The organism is Nocardia yamanashiensis NBRC 100130 (assembly GCF_001613325.1).
GTDB classification, from domain to species: domain Bacteria; phylum Actinomycetota; class Actinomycetes; order Mycobacteriales; family Mycobacteriaceae; genus Nocardia; species Nocardia yamanashiensis.
The window spans coordinates 63,899-82,050 of the sequence record NZ_BDCD01000007.1 but is presented as its reverse complement, the minus strand read 5'-3'; the positions used below and the strand labels follow the sequence as shown (position 1 = coordinate 82,050).

Below are 18,152 nucleotides of genomic sequence, written 5' to 3'. Positions count from 1 at the left end.
GTGGCGCCGGTGGTGGCGGCCATCGTGACCGTCACGCTGGCCGGGAACCGGCAGCGTAGGCGGAACGCAGCTGAGCCAGTGAAGGAATGACGGTCACGCCGTCGAGCACACCGACGTGATCGGCGGCCCGGTTCAGCCAGAACGCTTGCAGGCCCGCGTCTCTCGCGCCGATGCCGTCCACATCGAAACGATCGCCGACGTAGGCGACGTGTTCGGGTGGCAGTCCCAGCAGCTCACAGCCTGCGTGGAAGATGCTCGGATCCGGTTTGGCCGCACCGAATTCCGAGGAGCACAGCACGGCCGCACCGAAATGCGCGTCGATGCCGACGGCGCGCAGTTTCCCCAGCTGGTAGTCGAGCGAGGAATTCGACACGATCCCCAGCGCACTGGTCTCCGCCAGCTCGAGCAAGGCGGGCGCGACATCGGGGAACGCGCTCCACGCGGTGTCCCGGCAGGCGGCGTAGCGCGCGAACCATTCGACCGGATCCGGCACGGCCACACCGAGATACGCCAGAAACCGCTCCGTGCGCACCAGCTGCTGACCGGTGAAAGTCAGCTCCCCGGCCAGGTAGCGCGGATACTCTTCCTCTTCCAGCTCCCGCCACAGCGCGACGGCGGCATCGGGGGAGTCGAACCGCTCGAGCAGCCCTTCCGCGGCCAGGTGCCGCAGGATCCCGATCCGGGCGGTGGCCGAATAGTCGATGAGCGTGTCGTCGATATCGAACAGAATCCCGCGAATCGTCATGCCCGCGTACCGATCACCACGGTCGCACCCAGCTCGTCATCCTCCGCGACGGTCGTCGCGAGCCCGTATTCGCGCATCACCGCCGCCGCGTGCGGAGCCTGCTCCTCGCTCTCCTCGACCAGCAGATGCCCGCCCGGCGCGAGCCAATGCGTCGCGACCGCGGCGATCCGGCGCAACACATCGAGGCCATCCGCCCCGCCGTCCAGCGCCCGCCGCGGCTCGTGATCACGCGCTTCCGGCGGCATCCAAGCGATCTCGGCCGACGGCACATACGGCGTATTCGCGAGCAGCACATCGACCCGCCCCGCCAGCTCCGCCGGCACCGGAGCGAAAAGATCACCCTCGACTACCCGCCCGCCGACCGCCTCGACATTGCGCCGGGCACACGCCACGGCAGCGGGTTCGATATCCGCCGCGGTCAACTCGACCCCGATCCCCTCGGCGCTCAGCTCGGCCGCCAGCGCCGCACCCAGCGCCCCGCAACCGCAGCACATATCGAGCACGACCAATCTCCGGTCGGCGGGCCGCACTCCCGCGACATCCTCGGAGGCCGCCGACCGAAACCTGGTGCGGCCGAGCGTTATTGCCTGCTCGACGAGGAATCCGGTGCGCTGGCGGGGGACGAACACGTCGCGCGCCACCACATATCGGCGGCCGCGGAACTCGGCCCAGCCCAGCAGATGTTCCAGCGGGAAGCCCGCGATGCGCTGTGCGACAAGCTCTTCGAGCCGCACCGGATCGGTCGTCGCCGAGCGCAGCAGCGCCGCCTCGTCCTCGGCGAACACACAGCCCGCCGCGCGCAGCCTGGCCACCAACGCGTCGGTGTCACGGGTGTCGATCTCGGGCGGGTTCACCGAGTCATTGTGCACGGCCGGTGTCGATATCCGGCACACCGGGGCGGCACGCGCCGGTGCGGAAACAGTCCGGACCCGCCGGGATCCGGATCATCGCCGGGCAGCGGCATCGGGTGGGCGCACGAAAAGTCCGGCCCGCCACATGCGGTGGCGGGCCGGACTTCGCTGCGGAGATCAGCGTTCGGTGGGGAGGCGGAGCGTGCGGGTGGCATCGAGGTAGATGCCGCGCTGGTGCTGGCGCGCGGGCGGCGGCAGCTGGGAGACGAGCTGTTCGAGCGAGGTGGTCGCGCCGACGACCGGCATGCCCGCGACGATGAAGTCCGCGACCGCGCGGCGGATGTGATTGGGGGAGGTCACCACGATCGCGCTGGTCGCGCCCGCCTCGCGCAGCAGCGCGGTGCCGAACAGGGCGTTCTGGACCGTGGACCCGGCGCGGTGATCGGCCACGATGCGGCTCGCCGGGATGCCGTGCCCGATCAGCCAGCCCTGCATGGCCGCGGCCTCGGTGATCCCGTTCTGCGGATTGCCGCCGGACACCAGGATGGGGGACATGGGCGAGGCGATGGCCTGCAACCAGGCCGCCTGCAGGCGGTTCACCAGTTCGGGCCGCATGGACCCGTCGGGCAGCAGCCCGTATCCGCACACGGCGATACCGGTCTGCGGACCGGCAATGGCCGGAATCGGATTGGGCAGGGTGCCGACGCCGGCGCCCACGGCGCGGAACACGGTGCGGGTGCCATCGGCCAGCTTCGGATCCAGGCCCTGCAACCGGTTGAGCGCGACCTCGCGGGTGACGAAGTCGCCGGTGAAATCCGACCAGATCGCCTGCAACGACAGCGCGTGCGTGTCGTCGGGCGATTCGGCGAGCAGCTGACGCAGGTCCGCGAGCCCCGCGGCCTCGTCGCCATCGGTGAAGTTCTCCTGTGCCGAGTTGTAGAGCGGACCCGGATCGGCGTGGGCGGTGCCCGGCGCGAACAGGGTCAGGGCGGCCGCGGTGGCCACGAGGAAAGTGGGTAAACGCCTGGCGATCTGCACTGCTGTCGACCTTTCGGAGGGGTCACGCACGCTTGTTGCTGGCTATCTGCTCGCTTTGCTGGCAATTGGCTCGGTACCGAATGGGGACACGATACGACTGCCCAGCGCGGTTGTCGGGTATTTGCCGAAGTGATTTTCGAAGGTTTGGGCGCGATCTGGGCCGGGAACGCGCGCGGAGGCGTGTCGCAGGCGTGCCGCCCCGCGTCGAATGCGGGCCGCTGCAGACGGCCCGATAGGCTGTGACCCCGTGGATACGACTTCGCTCATCGGCAAGGATCTCGCCGCCGCCATCAACGCCGACACCAAGGCGCGCGCCGCCGCGCTCACCGAGGCCGGGTCCGCCCCGCGGCTGGCGCTGGTGATCGCCAATGACGATCCGGCCAGCGCCTGGTACGTGAAGTCGCTTAATCGCGCCGCCGAACGCAATGGAATCGCTTGCGAGAACGTGGATCTCGGCGTGGACGCCACAGTCGAGGAGATCCGCGCCAAGCTGACCGACCTGTCGGCCGACGCGTCGGTGGACGCCATCATGCTGCAGACCCCGCTGCCCAAGGGCATCGGCCTGGACGATGTCAGCCCGGCCATCGCGGCCGCCAAGGATGTGGACGGGGTGAGCCCGCTGTCGCTGGGCCTGCTGTCCTCCGGGCTGCCGGGCTTCCCGCCCGCGACCGCCGAGGCCGTGGTGGAACTGGCCAAGTTCCATCAGGTGCCGCTCGAAGGGCGGCACGTGGCGGTGGTGGGGCGCTCCAATATCGTCGGCAAGCCACTGGCCCAGCTGCTGCTGGCCGAGAACGCGACCGTGACGGTGTGCCATTCGCGCACCACCGACCTGCCGTCGGTGACCTCGGCCGCCGATGTGGTGGTGGCCGCGGTCGGGCGGGCCGGGCTGATCACCGGTGAGCATGTGCGCGAAGGCGCGGTGGTCATCGACGTGGGCACCAACGAGGACGAGAACGGCAATATCACCGGTGATGTGAATGCCGCGTCCGTGACCGGTAAGGCGTCCGCGCTGAGCCCGGTGCCCGGTGGCGTCGGCCCCGTCACCACCGCGCTGCTGATGCGTCACGTGGTGCAGGCCGCCGAGACCCAGCGCTGATCCGCCGCCACCCGCTGCACGGAAAGGTCCCGAGAGCTCGGCTCCCGGGACCTTCTACTCACCAGTGCAGTGTCACCGGATCGCCGATCCCCACATTGTCGTAGAACCATTCCGCGTCGGCGGGTGCGAGATTCACGCAGCCGTGGCTGACGTTCGAATTGCCCTGGGAGTCAACCGACCACGGCGCGGAGTGCACGAAAACGCCGCCCCACGTGAGCCGTTCGGCGAACTCGCCCTGAATCAGATATCCCTCGGGCGAACTCAGCGGGATGCCGATGGTGCGCGAATCGAAGGTCACCGACCGGAAGCGTTCCAGCACCGGGAAAGTCCCGCTCGGCGACTCCCAGCCGGACTTGCCGTAGGACGCGGGCATGGTGCGCACGGGAGCACCGCCGATGTACACGGTGAACGTGTGGTTGGACATGTCACCGTCGGCGGAAACCCCGCCATTGGTTTGGAATTGAGTGTGCAGGCGACCCGCCGACACCGTGATGGGTGAGGAGGCGGGCAGGAAGCCGGCCGGACTCCACCTCAGATTCCGGTCGTCTACCCAGGAGAAGTGCCCGGCCAGACTGGTTTCGGAGCTCACGGTGACGGAGCGCTCGGCACGAGCCCTGTCCGTCACCGGCTCGGAGAATCGCACGCTCACCGGTGCGGCGATTCCGACCGTCTGCCCCGGCCCCGGCGAAATCGCCTGCACCGCCGGGAGATCCGATGTCACTAGAACCGCACCCGCGGCTCCCGATCCGAACGCGGTCACCGCCGCGAGCACGGTCCCCACGATCAGAATGCGAATCGCGTTCCGCATGGTCCATCCCTCCGCCAGGGTGTGGTTCTGGATCCTCAGCCTATGACCGGATGATCCGTACCAACCGGAAATGTTCTCGCTTCGTGACCTACCCAACGGCGTGGGGCTTATGCCGTTCGCCGCGTGTCGGGTAAAGAACCTCCCGGTCGGAAGGGGGAAATACGACACGCCCGGCTCCAGGGGAACCGGGCGTGCAGGTCCGAACGGAATACCGCTCAGCGGGTGATGGCGGCTACCACGTCGGCGTGGAGGGCGTCGGCGCGGGCGATGACCTCGTCGATCTGGGTGAGGACGGGGGCGAACTCGGGTTCGGAGCCGGTGCCGAGGGAGGCGACGTTGATGGCGATGTTCAGCTGGGAGCTGGCGGCGGCGGCGCGGGCGCAGTCGGCGGCGGCGCCGATGTCGGTGACCACGTTCGGGTTGCCGATGGGGAGGAGTTCGGTTGCGAGGGAGACGATTTCGTCGGCCTCGGCGACCACGGCGGCGGGGACGCGGGCCGCGCCGAGCAGGGCGGCGGTGATGGCCTCGGTGCGGGCGGCCTGCTGCTCCTCGGTGTCCTTGGGGAGCTTGTAGGCGTTGCCGACGGCGGTGAAGGCGGTGGCGTCGGCGTCGGCCAGGGCCAGGGCGCGCTCGCGGGCGGTATCGGCCGCGGCGATGATGCGGTCGACGACCTCGCGATTGTCGGCGTCCTTGGCGCGGGTGGTGTAGCGCGCGACCATGGCGACCAGGGCCGCGCCCTGGGCCGCGTGCAGGGCGGCCACCGCGCCGCCGCCGGGCGCGGGCACCTTCGCGGCCAGCTCATCCAGGTACCCCTGCAGTGTCGCGTCACCGAACGTGGTGATTTCCTGCGCGGTGTCCTGAGTCATGAGGGGTGGCCTCCCTTGGGATAGCGTGCGATTCGAGCGATTTCGCCGACCACGCTACCGGTTCGCCGACCCGCCGCCCGCGCTGCCCCGCGCCGGCCGCCCGCCGCCCGCACCCGGTAACCTCGCGAATCGTGCGACCCGGGCGCTGTCCGGTTGCCAATAGGTGAGTAATGTCCCGGTCATGCGTATCGGATTGTCGATCAACTACACCGACGGCTTCAAAGAGGTGGCCGCCGAGGTCGCCGACCTGGAACGGGCCGGTCTCGATATCGTCTTCGTGCCGGAGGCGTACTCGTTCGACGCCCCGAGCGCGATCGGCTACCTGGCGGCCAAGACCGAGCGGGTGCAGCTGGCCTCGGGCATCATGCAGCTCTACACCCGCACGCCCACGCTGACCGCCATGACCGCGGCCGGTCTGGACTACGTCTCCGACGGGCGCTTCATCCTGGGCCTGGGCGCCTCCGGCCCGCAGGTGATCGAGGGCTTCCACGGCGTGCCCTACGACGCGCCGATCGGCCGCACCCGCGAGGTCCTGGAGATCTGCCGTAAGGTGTGGAAGCGCGAGCGCCTGGAATACAACGGCAAGTACTACACCGTGCCGCTGCCCGAGGGCCAGGGCACCGGGCTCGGCAAGCCGCTCAAGCTCATCAATCACCCTGTCCGCGAAGACATTCCGGTGCTGCTGGCCGCGCTCGGCCCGAAGAACGTGGAACTGGCCGCCGAACTGGCCGAGGGCTGGCAGCCGATCTTCTACCTGCCGGAGAAGGCCGATCTGGTGTGGGGCGAATCGGTGAAAGCCGGTCTGGCCAAGCGTGATCCGGCGCGCGGCAAGCTCGAGATCTACGCCGGTCCGGCGCTGGCCATCGGTGACAATGTGGAACCGCTGCGCGAATTCGTGAAACCGCATCTGGCGCTGTACATCGGCGGCATGGGCGCCAAGGGCAAGAACTTCTATCACGCCCTGGCCACCAAGTACGGCTACGGCGCGGAAGCCGATCGCATCCAGGAGCTGTACCTGGCCGGTAAGAAGGACGAGGCCGCCAAGGCGGTGCCGGACGATCTGGTGCGCGACACCTGCCTGATCGGTTCTGCCGGTTTCGTGAAGGAACGCGTCGCCGCTTTCGCCGAGGCCGGGGTCACCGTGCTGAACGTGGTCCCGCTGGCGGGCACCCCCGCCGAGCGCGTGAAGCTCATCGAGCAGCTGCGCGACCTGGTCTGATCCACCGCGTCGTCCCGGCCGCCAGCGCGACCCGGTATACGTGAACGGTCCCGGCCCCAGGAATTACGTTGGGGCCGGGACCGTTTCGTTTCGGCTGCCCGGGTGCGCACGCCCGGGCTCACCTCAGTTCTGCTGCCCGCGCAGGGAGGTCAGCGCGTCACCCAGGGTGGTGTGCAGCGCGAACACCTGATCGAGGCTGGTCATCTTGAGTTGCCGGCTGGTGGCCGGGCCGTCGGCGACCACCGCGATCCGGGTGGACCCGGCTCGCTGATGCGCCGCTACCAGCACCGCCATCCCCGCCGAGGCGAGGAAGCCGACATCGGACAGGTCGATGACGAGGCCGCGCGGCTTGCCGCCCAGAATCGAATCGATCGCGTTCTCGAGCGCCGGCGCGGTGGCCAGATCGACCTCACCGGTCACGGTGAGCACCTGGACGCCTTCGTCGCCGGCGTCGGAGACCGCAGTGGTCATTGTGTCGCCCATGGGGTATCCGTCTCCGGTTGCGTTCGTCACGTTAGAACAATCTGCCATGATCCGTCCGTTCGTGCTGCATCCTCTACCACTTTACGGTCGACGAGAAACTGGGCGGTTGCGCGAAAAGCCCGGTTACCGCGTAGTTTCCGTAACGGACACGTCGGCGATGTCTCCTTTGTGCCTTCGTGTCGTCAGACGCGCCCGGCGGAGAAAGCGACCGCCGGGAGTTTCAAGAGCATGCGGACCCGCGTGCCCGGTCCGGTGTGATCGATATCCAATTGGTCGGTGAGCGCGCGCATCATGGCGATCCCGCGCCCCCGGTGTCCCGGATCGGCGGGTAGCGGACGCCAATTGCCGGTGTCGGTGACCACCAGGGTGACGGTGTCGATACCCGATTCGGCGATCAGCTCCACCCGGCCGGGTTCGCCGTCCCGGTAGGCGTGTTCGATGCTGTTGCTGACCGCTTCGTTGGCGGCCGCGATCAGATCGGTGGCGACATCGGCGGGAATGGCCGCCGCGGCCAGCCAGGACTTGAGCGCCCTACGGATACCGGACAATTCGTGTGCGGCGGCGGGCAGATCCAGATGCAGCGGTGCGGGCGGCTGCCGGTACACCACCATGGCCACGTCGTCGTCGTAGCCGCCGGTGGGGCGCAGGCGCGAGAGCACGGCATCGGCGACTTCGCGCGGCAACAGCCCGGCGGCATCGGTCAATTCGTGCGCCAGCTCGGTGAAGCGGTCGTCGATATCGATCCCGCGCTGCTCGACCAGGCCGTCGGTGAACAGCACCAGCGTGGAGCCGGGGGCCATGGCGGTGGTCGCCTCCGGCCGCCGCGCCGGATCGAAAGTGGCGAGCGGGACGGCGCGCCCGCCCTCCAGAAGCCTTCCGCGCGTACCGGGTTCGGCCAGCACGGGCGGCATGTGACCGGCGCTGGAATAGCGCACCAGTCCGCGCACCGGGTCCAGGATGGCCGCGCACACCGTGGTGCACATGGCGCCCGGGATACGGCCCGCCACCTTGTCGAGTTCGGCGAGCAACTGGGCCGGGCCCGCGCCGCGCAGCAGCAGCGCCCGTGCGGCGGTACGCAATTGACCCATGACGACGGCGGCCGACAGGCCACGGCCGACGCAATCGCCGACCACGACGCCGATGGTGCCGTCCTCGAGCCGCACCACGTCGTACCAGTCGCCGCCGATCTCCAAGGGTGGCAAGGCCGGTTCGTAATGCACCGAGAAGCGCGGCGGCAGTTCGATGGGGCCGAGCATGGCGCGTTGCAGGGTGAGCGAGGTGGAGCGGGCCTGATCGAAGTTCCGGGCGCGCTGCACGGCCAGGCTCAGGTGCCCGATCAGCAACGAGAACAGCGCCCAATCGCCGGGCGTGATCACCCTCGGCGCCGGGAACCGCAGCCACAGCGCCGAATCCGCCATTTCGCCCAGGGGCGCGACGATGCCCTCCGAGCTGGACGAGCCCTCCGGAATCGCGAACAGGGTGCGGCCCGGGCGCAATCGGGCGCGGTCCAGCAGGGCGCGCGCTCGCGCGTCGAGGACCTGCCGCGATTCCCGGCCGTCGGGTGGGTCCACACTCGGCCGGGTGCCGTTGGCGTGCCCGGGTTCGCCCTCCCGGGTGCCGCCCGCCCATGCCGCATTGCGCGGCCCGTACTCGGCGACCGGCGGAACATCCTCGGACACATACAGTTCCGGCCCGGTGTGCCGGTTGGGCCACACCGACACCACGGCCGATTCCGCCCCGACCGCGCGGCGCAATTCCTCCAGCCCGACCGTGAGCACCTCGACCACGCTGGTGGCCGCGCCCACCGCGGTGGCGAGGCGGGAGACCGCTTGGTCGCGCGCCTGGGCGTCGTGCTCGGCGGTGACGTCCCGCAGCGTGCCGACGAAGATCCGTTCGCCGTTCTCGGGTTTCACCAGCGAACTGGTGCTGACCGCCAGCCACAGCTGCCGGCCGTCGCGATGGCGGATGGGCATGACGAACCGCGCGGCATCGGTGCCGAGATCGGGATAGCGCGGCGATTCGGGAATGGTCCAGGGATGGGGGAGCGGGTACGGCACGTCGTCGGGCCCGTACCCGGTGAGCGCGCCGAACGCCGAGTTCACCTCGATCAGCGTGCCCTGCGCGTCCACCACGAAGAACCCGTCCTGCAACGACTCGACCAGCGCCGTGCGGAAGGCATCGCGCCCGGCGAGATCGTCTGCGCGCGAACGCTCCTGCTCGTAGCGCCGGGTGCCGTCGAGGAAGCCGCGGGTGGCGACGTCGAGTGCGGCCATGGTCTGCAGCAGGAACTCCAGTGCGGCTTCCGACCGGTCGGTCGTGTCCGGTCCGGGCAGCAGCCCCTCCTGCTCCAGAATCCGGAAGTGATGCTCGGTCAGGTCGAGAATGCTCACCCCCTCGACCAGCGCCCGCCGCCCGAGTTCATACCCCTCGGCCAGGGTGTTCTGATTCGGCGCCCGCAGGTGCAAACGCAGCGCACTCGTGTACGCCTCGCGGAACGCCGCCAGCACCGTACTCATGTGCGGCTCTTCGGCCCGGTGTGTCCGCGATGCCGCGCGGCCAGCACCAGCGCGTCATCGGTGTCCTTGGCGTGGCGCGCCAGAATCCCGGCGGTCAGTTCGGAAGTCGGCTTCCCCAAATCGATTCCGTCCGCGTAATCGGTGGTGATCCCGTCGGTGGACATGAGCAGCAGATCGCCCGGCCGCACCGCCACCGTCTGCGGTTGCAGGTTCGGCGGCAGCAGATAGCCGACGATGCCGCCGGTCAGCAGGGCGGTGGCGCGCACGGCGGGTTTGCCGGGAGCCGCTGCCACGATGCGGGATTCGACATTGCCGACGCCCAGCCAGGTCACCTTGTCGCTGGTGTCGAACACCGCGAGGGAGACCGCCGCGCCGCGGGTGTCGGACATGGCGCGATGGCACAGCAGCATCAGCACGTCCAGGGGTTCGGCGCGGTTCTCCGCGAGAACCTGCGCGGCGCGATCGGAGGCGTCGGCGGCGGCCGCCCCGTGCCCGAGCCCGTCCAGCACCGCGAAAAGCACCGAGCCGCCGCCGGCATCGAGTACTACGGATCGGTCCCCGGACACCCGCTGCCCGGGTAGTGCGCGTCCCGCGACAGCCCATTCGATCGCGCCGATGAACCCGTCCTCACGCACCGCTGGGCACCCACTTCCACATTTCGACGAGGGTGCCGTGGCCCGGATCGGAGGTGATGAGCATGCCGTCCATCAGGCGGCGCGCGCCCGGAAGACCCAGGCCCAGACCGCGTCCGGTGGAATAGCCGTCCTCCATGGCGCGGTCGATATCGAGAATGCCCGGGCCCTGATCTGAGGCCTGGACCACCATGGACCGGCGGCCTTCGCGGTCCTGCACGGTGAGCCGGATCTCCCCGGTACCGGCGTAACTGGTGATGTTGCGCGCCACCTCCGAGATAGCGGTGGCGATCATGGTGCGATCGGAGAGCGAGAACCCGAGCCTGCTTGCCAGCTCCAGTCCCGCTTGCCGAGCGGTGACGATGTCATTGGACACCTTTACCGCGATCACCACGTTTTCAGCGGCCACGATCACGACCGTCTTGTTGCGAGCGGTTGCTCATCTGCTGCTGCGAGCGGTTGGCCTGCTGTTGCGCCCGCGCGCTCACCGGCTGAGTTCGGCTGGCCACCTTGGTGTTCAGCCAGGCGAGCCCTTCCTCGAGGTCGAGCGCGGTGTGCATGCCCTCGAAGGTCAAGCCCAATTGCACCATGGCGAAAGCGACTTCGGGCTGCAGTCCGACGATGACCGTTTCCGCGCCGCGCAGCTTGGTCATGTGGGCGATGGTACGCAGCGATCTGGCCGCGAAGGAGTCCATTACGTCGATTGCGGTGACATCGACGATGATGCCCTGTGCTCGATACTTGCTGACGTACTTCATCAAGTCGTCCTGCAAGCGTTCGGTATCGGCGTCGGTGAGTGCGCTCTGCACCGACGCGATGAGATAGGTGCCCTGCTTCAGAATGGGTACCGGCATGGGGGAGCCCCGGTTACCGTCCGTCGCGATCGGTCACACGAGAAACCTCGTAACCGAGCAGCCGCTCCGCTTCTTCGATACCACCCTGCAGGTCGCCGACCGCGTTCATCTTGGACAGGTCGAGACCGATGGTGACCAGGGTGAGGGCGATCTCCGAGGACAGGCCGGTGATGATGACGTTGGCGCCCATCAGGCCGGAGGCGTCCACGGTCTGCACCAGGTGGTTGGCCACCGTGGAGTCGATGGCGGGCACACCGGTGATGTCGATGACGACGACCTTGGCGCGATTGGCGCGGATGGCGCGTAGCAGCTGTTCGGTGAGCTGGCGGGCGCGTTGCGAGTCCAGCACGCCGATGATGGGGAGGATGAGCAGCTGTTCGCGAACCTGGAGCACGGGGGTGGAGAGTTCGCGAATGGCTTCCTGCTGCTGGCGGATGACGCGTTCGCGTTCCTGCACGAAGGACACGGCCACGGTGTTGGCGATGCGGTTGGCGGCGGGCTCGTAGGCGTCCAGCACGCGCTTGAGCAATTCGAAGTCAGATTGGTACTTCTCGAACAAGCTGCGCGCCAGCACATCTCGCAGCAGCAGCACGATGCCGACGACTTCGTCCGTCTCGACGCCTCGCGGAATGATGCGCTCGGACAGGTCGCGCGCGTAGGCCTGCAGCGCTTCGACGCTACCGGTCTCGAGTACCTCGACGTAGTTGTCGTAGACCGAGGTGGCCTCGGAGAAGATTTCCTCCGGGGTCATGGCGGTCAACAGCTGGGCATCGGTAATGCGACGCGCCCACTCTTCACGCAGTTCGGTGCGGTTCTGCCGCAGGTGCTCGACCAGCTGCGGAAGCAGATTCTCGACGGAACTCGCCGGCAGTGAATCCGGCGAGAGGCCGATGGACACGTCGGACATGGAAATTCCTGCCCCTTTCGCTAAGGCCAGGTCGGATGCTCACAACGGTGGCCGGGTTGCCGGCCGTGCGCTCGGTGCCGACCGCCGTCGGAAGCCGGTGCCGAGCCTAGTCTTACCCAGTACCCGGTGTGTGCCAAACCAAACAGCGAGTATCTCGCTAGGAAGAATGATCGTTCCCGGTCGCCGGTCTTCGATGATGGGCCAGCAGCGTGTCGTAGATATCGGCCAGCGCGGCCAGCTGACCTCGGTCGAGCACGTCCACCATGTGACGCCGCACACTGTCCACATGTGACGGCGCCGCCCCGTCCAGCACCTGCGCCCCCTTGGCCGTCAGCACCGCCGCGGTCCGCCGCGCGTCATCGGGAATCGACTCCCTGGCAACCAGTCCGCGTTTCTCCATCCGGGTGATCTGATGCGAAAGCCGGCTCTGCGACCACTCCAGCACCCCCGCCAATTCCGCGAAGCTCCGCCGATGATCCGGCGCATCCGCCAGCCGCGCCAGCACCGTGTACTCCACATAAGTCAGATTGGACTCCCGCAACGAGTCCCGCCCCACCGCCGCCGCGATCAGATCCCGCGTGAACACATACCCCAGCCACGCGCGCATCTCGACATCATCGAGCCAACGGGTCTCGGTCACGATTCCACTCCCGGTCTCTGATGCCATGCTAAAGCCTCCCCGCCGCAGACAAACGCATCCTGACAGGTAACACCGCCCCGGTTGAAGGTGCAACCTGTACCTGTTCGCAACCAGCGAATCAGCGCAGCGCACTGAGCCGATCACCCGTCTCCCGCGGCGCCGCCGCCCGCGCCGCCAGGGCGGCGGAGGTCTGCTCTCGCGACCGCGGCAATTCCGCGGGCAAAGCGATCGGATGCTCGATCTTCCTGTGCCGCAACGATTCTCCGTCGATGCGCCGTCCGAGTCGTAGTGCAGGCCTGGGCTGGGGGTTGCTGGGTGATTTGCCGGGCTGTGAACTACTGCCACACGCCGAGTTTGACACGCTTTCCGGCTACCTCGGAGTGGTTCTCAGCAAACCTTGTGTGTGCAAATGCAATTGCATACGGGGTTGGGACGGGCGGTGGTGGCGGGGTGGGGGAGGGCGGGTGTGACCGGGGGCACGCGGTGCGGGGGTGAGGGCGGGGTGGGTGGGGGCGGTGGATAGAGTCACTCTGCTTGAACCGTTGGCTGACAGCCCCCAGCCCTGCTCGAGGAGTGCGATTCGCGTGAGCGCGCCTGATTTCCTGTACTCGGATCTGTTGCCGATCGGTGTCGACGACACCCCGTATCGGTTGCTCACCACCGAGGGTGTGAGCACGTTCGAGGCGGGTGGGCGGAGCTTCCTGCAGGTCGAGCCCGAGGTGCTGCGGATGCTGACCGCGGAGGCGATGCACGACATCAGCCATTACCTGCGGCCGGCGCATCTGTCGCAGCTGCGGAAGATCATCGACGATCCGGAGTCCAGCGGCAACGACCGGTTCGTGGCGCTGGATCTGCTGAAGAACGTGAACATCAGCGCGGGCGGGATCCTGCCCATGTGCCAGGACACCGGCACCGCCATCGTGATGGGTAAGAAGTCCGAGGGCGTGCTCACCGGAGCCGATGACGCGGAGTGGATTTCGCGCGGCGTGTTCGACGCCTACACCAAGCTGAACCTGCGGTACTCGCAGCTGGCGCCCATCACCATGTGGGACGAGAAGAACACCGGGAGCAATCTGCCCGCGCAGGTCGAGTTGTATTCGGACGCGGGCGATCCCACCCATCCGGCGTACAAGTTCCTGTTCATGGCCAAGGGCGGCGGCTCGGCCAACAAGTCCTTCCTCTACCAGGAGACCAAGGCGATCCTGAACCCGGATCGGCTGCTGGAGTTCCTGGACGAGAAGATCCGCTCGCTCGGCACCGCGGCCTGCCCGCCGTACCACCTGGCCGTGGTCATCGGCGGCACCAGCGCCGAATTCGCTTTGAAGACGGCCAAGTACGCCTCCGCGCACTACCTGGACAATATGCCCACCGAGGGGTCGATGGCCGCCCACGGGTTCCGCGATCTGGAGCTCGAGGAGCAGGTCTTCAAGCTGACCCAGGAGTTCGGCATCGGCGCGCAGTTCGGCGGCAAGTACTTCTGCCACGACGTGCGCGTGATCCGCCTGCCGCGGCACGGCGCCTCGCTGCCGGTGGCCATCGCGGTGTCCTGCTCGGCGGATCGCCAGGCGCGCGCCAAGATCACCGCCGAGGGCGTGTTCCTGGAGCAGCTCGAGCGCGAGCCCGCCCAGTACCTGCCGGAGCAGACCGACGAGATCCTCGGCGGCGACGTGGTCCGTATCGACCTGAACCGCCCCATGTCCGAGATCCGCGCCGAACTGTCGAAATACCCGGTGAAGACCCGGCTTTCGCTGAGCGGCCCGCTGGTGGTGGCCCGCGACATCGCGCACGCCAAGATCAAGGAACGCCTCGACGCGGGCGAGCCCATGCCCGAGTACATGCGCGATATGGCCGTCTACTACGCGGGTCCGGCCAAGACCCCCGACGGTTACGCCTCCGGTTCCTTCGGCCCGACCACCGCCGGCCGCATGGACTCCTACGTGAACGAGTTCCAGGCCGCGGGCGGCTCCTACGTCATGCTGGCCAAGGGCAATCGGTCCGCCCAGGTCACCAAGGCGTGCCAGGAGCACGGCGGCTTCTATCTCGGTTCCATCGGCGGCCCCGCCGCGCGACTGGCGCTGGACTGCATCAAATCCGTCGAGGTTCTGGAATACCCTGAGCTCGGCATGGAAGCGGTGTGGAAGATCGAGGTCGAGGACTTCCCGGCGTTCATCGTCGTCGACGACAAGGGCAACGACTTCTTCGCCGAAACCCAGAAGCCGATCGCGTTGCGCGTGCGCACCCGGTCCAAGGAACGAGTCTGAGCCGTAGGAGGCGACGAATGCGGGTGCACCGCCGGGTAGTTGCGGGAGCCGTACTGGCCGGAGCGGGTCTGGTCGGCGGTGTACTGCCCGCGGCGCAGGCCGTACCGGCCGCCCGGGCGGGCGAATTGCCCTCGGCCACCGCCGTTTCCGGCGATACCGAGGGCCTGGATCCGCTGCTGGCCACCGCCTACGACCGCGCCGCCGCCGAGGCCGCGGCGCAGGGCGTCACGCTCTCCATCACCTCCGGATACCGGACGCCTGGTCAGCAACAGTGGTTGTGGGAGGACGGGATTCGCACCTACGGCAGTCCCGAGGCCGCCCGCCGCTGGGTGCTGCCGCCGGAGGAGTCCACCCACGTCTCCGGTCAGGCCATCGACGTCGGCCCGCGCGAAGGCGCGCAATGGCTCGAGGACAACGGCAGCCGCTGGGGGCTGTGCCGCACGTTCGACAACGAATGGTGGCATTTCGAGTTGGCCACCGTCCCCGGCGTGCCCTGCCCCGCGCGCCTGCCCGACGCCAGCGCGCGCTGACCTTCCGGCGTCCGGTCCGGATGCCGCCCCGCGTGCTCCGCTTCCGGTCCGGAAAACCGGCACGACCCGCTGACCTGGTGTTATGCCGTCCGGACCCGGAATCCTCCTGCCTCCGGAACTCCGCGCTCCCTAGCGTGGTCACCGTATCGGGCTGAGACACACACCCTTTCGATCGTCTCACCCGGTACCCCGCACGAGAGGGAGACGATGACGAGTATCTACGACCAGATCGGCGGCCACCCCGCACTCACGGCCGTGGTCGACGATTTCTACCGCCGGGTGCTGGCCGAGCCCGACCTGGCGGCCTACTTCATCCGCACCGACATCTCGCGGATGAAGCGTCTGCAAGTCGAGTTCTTCGCCGCCGTCCTGGGCGGCCCGATCGCCTACACGGGTTTGCCGCTGCACCGCGTGCACCACACGCGCGGCATCACCCGCGACCATTTCGAGCGCACCGCAACACATCTCGGCGATGCTCTGGACGCCGCCGGCGTCCGCCCCGATATGCGCGCCCGCGTCCTGACCGTGGTGGCGGCGCTGTCGGGGAACATCGTGTCGCGCGAACCGCTGCACCGCGTCGCGGTGTGAGCGCACGACTCTGGGCGGTGCGAGGGGATCGTCCAGCGTTCGCGAGCGGGTTTCCGGATGCGCCGGGGGCACTCGGAAACCCGCTCCGCGTTCATCGGTCGCCGTCGCACCCGGGGTGAAATGTCCGGTGCCGGAAGCTGACCGGTCATGTCGGTGCGGGCGGGCGTTCAACTGGGGTCCGTAGCGTTCCGGTGGCGGCCGGACGGCGGAGGGAGAGCCACCATGGACCCGATTCTTCGAACGATGTGGCTGGCCAATGCGGCGTCGGGGGCCGCGGCGGTGGCGGTGCGGGTGCCCGGACCGGTGCTGATGGGGGAGTCGGGGCGGGTACGGCGGGATGCGGTGGTGGCGTCCGATCTGGAGGTCGTGACGATTACCGACCGGTCGGTGATTTTGACGTGGACCACCCGGACGCGAAATCGGGCGGGGCGATTACGGCCGATAGGGGCCGATACCGAGGTGCGGGTGGGGCCGGTCGACGGGGTGCTGCGCGTCAGGCATTTCGATGCGCAGCGCACACCGTTCCACTGGGTCGAGATCGATGGGCTGGAGCCGGGGCGGGAGTACCGGTTCGAGGCGTACTCGGACGGGAACCGGGCACGGTCGGCGCGCACCCTGGTCACCCGGCGCGCCGGAACCCCGGAATCCACCGGTGTTTTCCGCACCTTGACGCCGCCGCCGGGACGCTTGCTGCGCACTTTCGCGCTGGCCAACGACCTGCACTTCGGTGAAGACAGCAGTGGGCTGCTGGTTTCCGGGCTGGTGGAGGGCTTGCGGCATGCCACCGCCCACTATCCGGAGTTCATGTTCCAGGCCGTGCTGGACGAGCTACGCGGAGCGGACCGGGACGCGGATCACCTTGTGGTGGCAGGTGATTTGACCGATTCCGGGACGCGGGAGCAGACCTGTGCGGTGCGAGCGCATCTCGATACTTGGGGCGTGCACGGCCGGGACTACTTCGTCTGCCGGGGAAATCACGATATGCCGCCCAAGGGCGAGGCCGATCACTTCGGCGCGGTGTTCCACCCGCATCGGCAGCTGGTCGAATACTTCGTCGGCGGAATGCGACTCATCGGCCTGGACACCACCCGCCTGCGGGGTTCGGGCGGAACCCTGGACGCCGCGCAACTGGACCGGCTACGCGAGCTGCTGGCCGCCGACCCGGACCGCCCGACACTGGTTTTCGGACATCACCCGGTGACCAGGCATGCGGCCGTGAGCAATCCGGGCGGACCCGGATTCGTACTGGACCGCCCCAATGCCGCCGCGCTGCACGAGATCTACCGCGCATCGCCCGGCGTGTTCCTGCACCACAGCGGCCACACCCATCGAAACCGGGTGACCCGCGCCGATTCCCAGGTGAACGTGGAATTCCTCGAGGTCGCCGCGGTCAAGGAATACCCCGGCGGCTACACCCTGCTGCGCGTCTACGAGGGGGGCTACATGATCAACTTCTACAAGACCCGCTCCGCCGCCGCCCGCCGCTGGAGCACCCGCACCCGCAACCAATACCTCGGCCTGCACCCCGACCACGCCCTCGGCAGCTGCACCGACCGCAATCACGTTGTACCGCGCGACTTCTCCGGCCTGACCGGTTGCTGACAATTCGGGCGTGTCCGCCGGAATGTCCGATGATTGTGCCCCCGTAACCACGCACTTTGTGCATACTTTGTACCCGGTCCGGCCGCAGCCGCACCGCCGGACGCTCCGGCCGCCACGCACATCGCACCACACGAAAATCCGGATGGCACCGGACATCTCGATGTCCGCCCATTCGCCGCTGTGCGCGTGTTGCCAGTTCGGCATCCTTGATCGTGGCACATTTCTAGCTATGGAGGCATGGGTGGGCAGGCAAGGCAGGCAGCAACGATCGAGGTTCAGCAATATGGGCCACCAACGCCCGCCCGTTCGCATCGCCCGCCCCGCCCCCCAGGACCCGTCCTACTCGATCGCCTGGATGCTCCTCGAACTCCCCACCGCCGTCCTCCTCGCCGTCTTCGTCGGCACCGGCTGGCTCGGCTACGCCCAGCACTTCGGCAGCCCGGACCAGCCCCGCCCGGCCGTCGTCGTCCCCGCGGAGACGGCGCACCCCGGCGGTCACTGAGGTCGCAGCGGGGT

At 68.4% G+C, this 18,152-nt stretch carries 19 protein-coding genes and 1 pseudogene; 7 read left to right on the top strand and 13 right to left on the bottom strand.

Translation table 11 applies throughout. The annotated features are described in order from the left end of the window. Window positions 1-31: 31 nt before the first annotated feature. The 3 genes from NY1_RS07020 to NY1_RS07010 form a co-directional block, all read right to left on the bottom strand. A complete protein-coding gene (locus NY1_RS07020) occupies window positions 32-745 on the bottom strand; it encodes an HAD family hydrolase (RefSeq protein WP_067709639.1) in 714 nt (237 codons plus the stop codon). Next, window positions 742-1,599, bottom strand: coding sequence for a putative protein N(5)-glutamine methyltransferase (locus NY1_RS07015; RefSeq protein WP_233434237.1), 858 nt, complete (start codon window positions 1,597-1,599; stop codon window positions 742-744). The genes NY1_RS07020 and NY1_RS07015 overlap by 4 nt, the downstream gene beginning before the upstream one ends. A 174-nt stretch (window positions 1,600-1,773) precedes the next feature. Beyond that, window positions 1,774-2,601, bottom strand: coding sequence for a YdcF family protein (locus NY1_RS07010; protein ID WP_233434236.1), 828 nt, complete (start codon window positions 2,599-2,601; stop codon window positions 1,774-1,776). A 241-nt stretch (window positions 2,602-2,842) separates the two neighbouring features. Here NY1_RS07010 and NY1_RS07005 point away from each other — a divergent pair, with 241 nt between their 5' ends. After that, window positions 2,843-3,730, top strand: a complete 888-nt coding sequence (locus tag NY1_RS07005; protein WP_067709637.1) for a bifunctional 5,10-methylenetetrahydrofolate dehydrogenase/5,10-methenyltetrahydrofolate cyclohydrolase — start codon at window positions 2,843-2,845, stop codon at window positions 3,728-3,730. 58 nt (window positions 3,731-3,788) lie between these two features. Here the strand turns inward: NY1_RS07005 and NY1_RS07000 are convergent, their stop codons facing one another. Together NY1_RS07000 and NY1_RS06995 are read right to left on the bottom strand one after the other, a co-directional pair. Continuing rightward, complete coding sequence (locus NY1_RS07000) at window positions 3,789-4,538, bottom strand: L,D-transpeptidase (RefSeq protein ID WP_067709636.1); 750 nt, start codon at window positions 4,536-4,538, stop codon at window positions 3,789-3,791. A 215-nt stretch (window positions 4,539-4,753) separates the two neighbouring features. Then, window positions 4,754-5,404 carry a cyclodeaminase/cyclohydrolase family protein gene (locus tag NY1_RS06995; protein ID WP_067709634.1) on the bottom strand — a complete coding sequence of 217 codons (651 nt, stop codon included), beginning with the start codon at window positions 5,402-5,404 and terminating at the stop codon, window positions 4,754-4,756. 181 nt (window positions 5,405-5,585) lie between these two features. Between NY1_RS06995 and NY1_RS06990 the strand changes: the two genes are divergently transcribed. Continuing rightward, on the top strand, window positions 5,586-6,623 hold the full coding sequence (locus NY1_RS06990) for an LLM class F420-dependent oxidoreductase (protein WP_067709632.1): 1,038 nt from the start codon (window positions 5,586-5,588) through the stop codon (window positions 6,621-6,623). 123 nt (window positions 6,624-6,746) lie between these two features. Here NY1_RS06990 and NY1_RS06985 read toward each other — a convergent pair whose 3' ends face one another. The 8 genes and pseudogenes from NY1_RS06985 to NY1_RS42670 all read right to left on the bottom strand — a co-directional run bounded on the left by NY1_RS06985 (window position 6,747) and on the right by NY1_RS42670 (window position 12,911). After that, window positions 6,747-7,094, bottom strand: coding sequence for an STAS domain-containing protein (locus NY1_RS06985; protein WP_067710110.1), 348 nt, complete (start codon window positions 7,092-7,094; stop codon window positions 6,747-6,749). Window positions 7,095-7,288: 194 nt separating this feature from the next. Beyond that, on the bottom strand, window positions 7,289-9,622 hold the full coding sequence (locus tag NY1_RS06980; protein WP_067709630.1) for a SpoIIE family protein phosphatase: 2,334 nt from the start codon (window positions 9,620-9,622) through the stop codon (window positions 7,289-7,291). Then, complete coding sequence (locus tag NY1_RS06975; RefSeq protein ID WP_067709629.1) at window positions 9,619-10,257, bottom strand: SpoIIE family protein phosphatase; 639 nt, start codon at window positions 10,255-10,257, stop codon at window positions 9,619-9,621. The genes NY1_RS06980 and NY1_RS06975 overlap by 4 nt, the downstream gene beginning before the upstream one ends. Beyond that, window positions 10,250-10,663 (bottom strand): ATP-binding protein, encoded by a 414-nt coding sequence (locus tag NY1_RS06970; protein WP_084534765.1) that lies wholly within the window; start codon window positions 10,661-10,663, stop codon window positions 10,250-10,252. Before NY1_RS06970 ends, NY1_RS06975 begins: the two co-directional genes overlap by 8 nt. 88 nt (window positions 10,664-10,751) lie before the next feature. Beyond that, window positions 10,752-11,108 (bottom strand): annotated as a pseudogene (locus tag NY1_RS06965) (STAS domain-containing protein); the annotation flags it as partial. 13 nt (window positions 11,109-11,121) lie between these two features. Then, window positions 11,122-12,015, bottom strand: coding sequence for an STAS domain-containing protein (locus NY1_RS06960; protein WP_067709627.1), 894 nt, complete (start codon window positions 12,013-12,015; stop codon window positions 11,122-11,124). A gap of 157 nt (window positions 12,016-12,172) precedes the next feature. Further along, window positions 12,173-12,655: a MarR family winged helix-turn-helix transcriptional regulator gene (locus NY1_RS06955; RefSeq protein WP_084534725.1), complete on the bottom strand. Its 483-nt coding sequence runs from the start codon at window positions 12,653-12,655 to the stop codon at window positions 12,173-12,175. A 118-nt stretch (window positions 12,656-12,773) separates the two neighbouring features. Further along, window positions 12,774-12,911, bottom strand: a complete 138-nt coding sequence (locus NY1_RS42670) for a hypothetical protein (protein WP_157762091.1) — start codon at window positions 12,909-12,911, stop codon at window positions 12,774-12,776. 328 nt (window positions 12,912-13,239) lie between these two features. On the opposite strand from NY1_RS42670, the gene NY1_RS06950 reads away from it, so the two are divergent. From NY1_RS06950 to NY1_RS42665, 5 genes are all read left to right on the top strand, one after another. Continuing rightward, on the top strand, window positions 13,240-14,916 hold the full coding sequence (locus NY1_RS06950) for a fumarate hydratase (protein ID WP_169815313.1): 1,677 nt from the start codon (window positions 13,240-13,242) through the stop codon (window positions 14,914-14,916). A 17-nt stretch (window positions 14,917-14,933) separates the two neighbouring features. Beyond that, on the top strand, window positions 14,934-15,446 hold the full coding sequence (locus tag NY1_RS06945; protein WP_157762090.1) for a M15 family metallopeptidase: 513 nt from the start codon (window positions 14,934-14,936) through the stop codon (window positions 15,444-15,446). Window positions 15,447-15,653: 207 nt separating this feature from the next. Further along, on the top strand, window positions 15,654-16,034 hold the full coding sequence (locus NY1_RS06940) for a group I truncated hemoglobin (RefSeq protein ID WP_067709621.1): 381 nt from the start codon (window positions 15,654-15,656) through the stop codon (window positions 16,032-16,034). A 222-nt stretch (window positions 16,035-16,256) separates the two neighbouring features. Beyond that, window positions 16,257-17,636 (top strand): metallophosphoesterase, encoded by a 1,380-nt coding sequence (locus tag NY1_RS06935; protein ID WP_067709620.1) that lies wholly within the window; start codon window positions 16,257-16,259, stop codon window positions 17,634-17,636. Between the two features lie 283 nt (window positions 17,637-17,919). Next, complete coding sequence (locus tag NY1_RS42665) at window positions 17,920-18,138, top strand: hypothetical protein (protein ID WP_157762089.1); 219 nt, start codon at window positions 17,920-17,922, stop codon at window positions 18,136-18,138. Window positions 18,139-18,152: the final 14 nt, after the last annotated feature.

What these genes read in the sequence shown, in the direction of transcription:
- NY1_RS06990 (WP_067709632.1), top strand. Translation starts at nt 5,586, where the DNA reads ATGCGTATCGGATTGTCGATCAACTACACCGACGGCTTCAAAGAGGTG.
- NY1_RS06940 (WP_067709621.1), top strand. Translation starts at nt 15,654, where the DNA reads ATGACGAGTATCTACGACCAGATCGGCGGCCACCCCGCACTCACGGCC.
- NY1_RS07000 (WP_067709636.1), bottom strand. Translation starts at nt 4,538, where the DNA reads ATGCGGAACGCGATTCGCATTCTGATCGTGGGGACCGTGCTCGCGGCG.
- NY1_RS06945 (WP_157762090.1), top strand. Translation starts at nt 14,934, where the DNA reads ATGCGGGTGCACCGCCGGGTAGTTGCGGGAGCCGTACTGGCCGGAGCG.
- NY1_RS42665 (WP_157762089.1), top strand. Translation starts at nt 17,920, where the DNA reads ATGGGCCACCAACGCCCGCCCGTTCGCATCGCCCGCCCCGCCCCCCAG.
- NY1_RS06935 (WP_067709620.1), top strand. Translation starts at nt 16,257, where the DNA reads ATGGACCCGATTCTTCGAACGATGTGGCTGGCCAATGCGGCGTCGGGG.
- NY1_RS06980 (WP_067709630.1), bottom strand. Translation starts at nt 9,622, where the DNA reads ATGAGTACGGTGCTGGCGGCGTTCCGCGAGGCGTACACGAGTGCGCTG.
- NY1_RS06960 (WP_067709627.1), bottom strand. Translation starts at nt 12,015, where the DNA reads ATGTCCGACGTGTCCATCGGCCTCTCGCCGGATTCACTGCCGGCGAGT.
- NY1_RS06995 (WP_067709634.1), bottom strand. Translation starts at nt 5,404, where the DNA reads ATGACTCAGGACACCGCGCAGGAAATCACCACGTTCGGTGACGCGACA.
- NY1_RS07020 (WP_067709639.1), bottom strand. Translation starts at nt 745, where the DNA reads ATGACGATTCGCGGGATTCTGTTCGATATCGACGACACGCTCATCGAC.
- NY1_RS06985 (WP_067710110.1), bottom strand. Translation starts at nt 7,094, where the DNA reads ATGACCACTGCGGTCTCCGACGCCGGCGACGAAGGCGTCCAGGTGCTC.
- NY1_RS07005 (WP_067709637.1), top strand. Translation starts at nt 2,843, where the DNA reads ATGCGGGCCGCTGCAGACGGCCCGATAGGCTGTGACCCCGTGGATACG.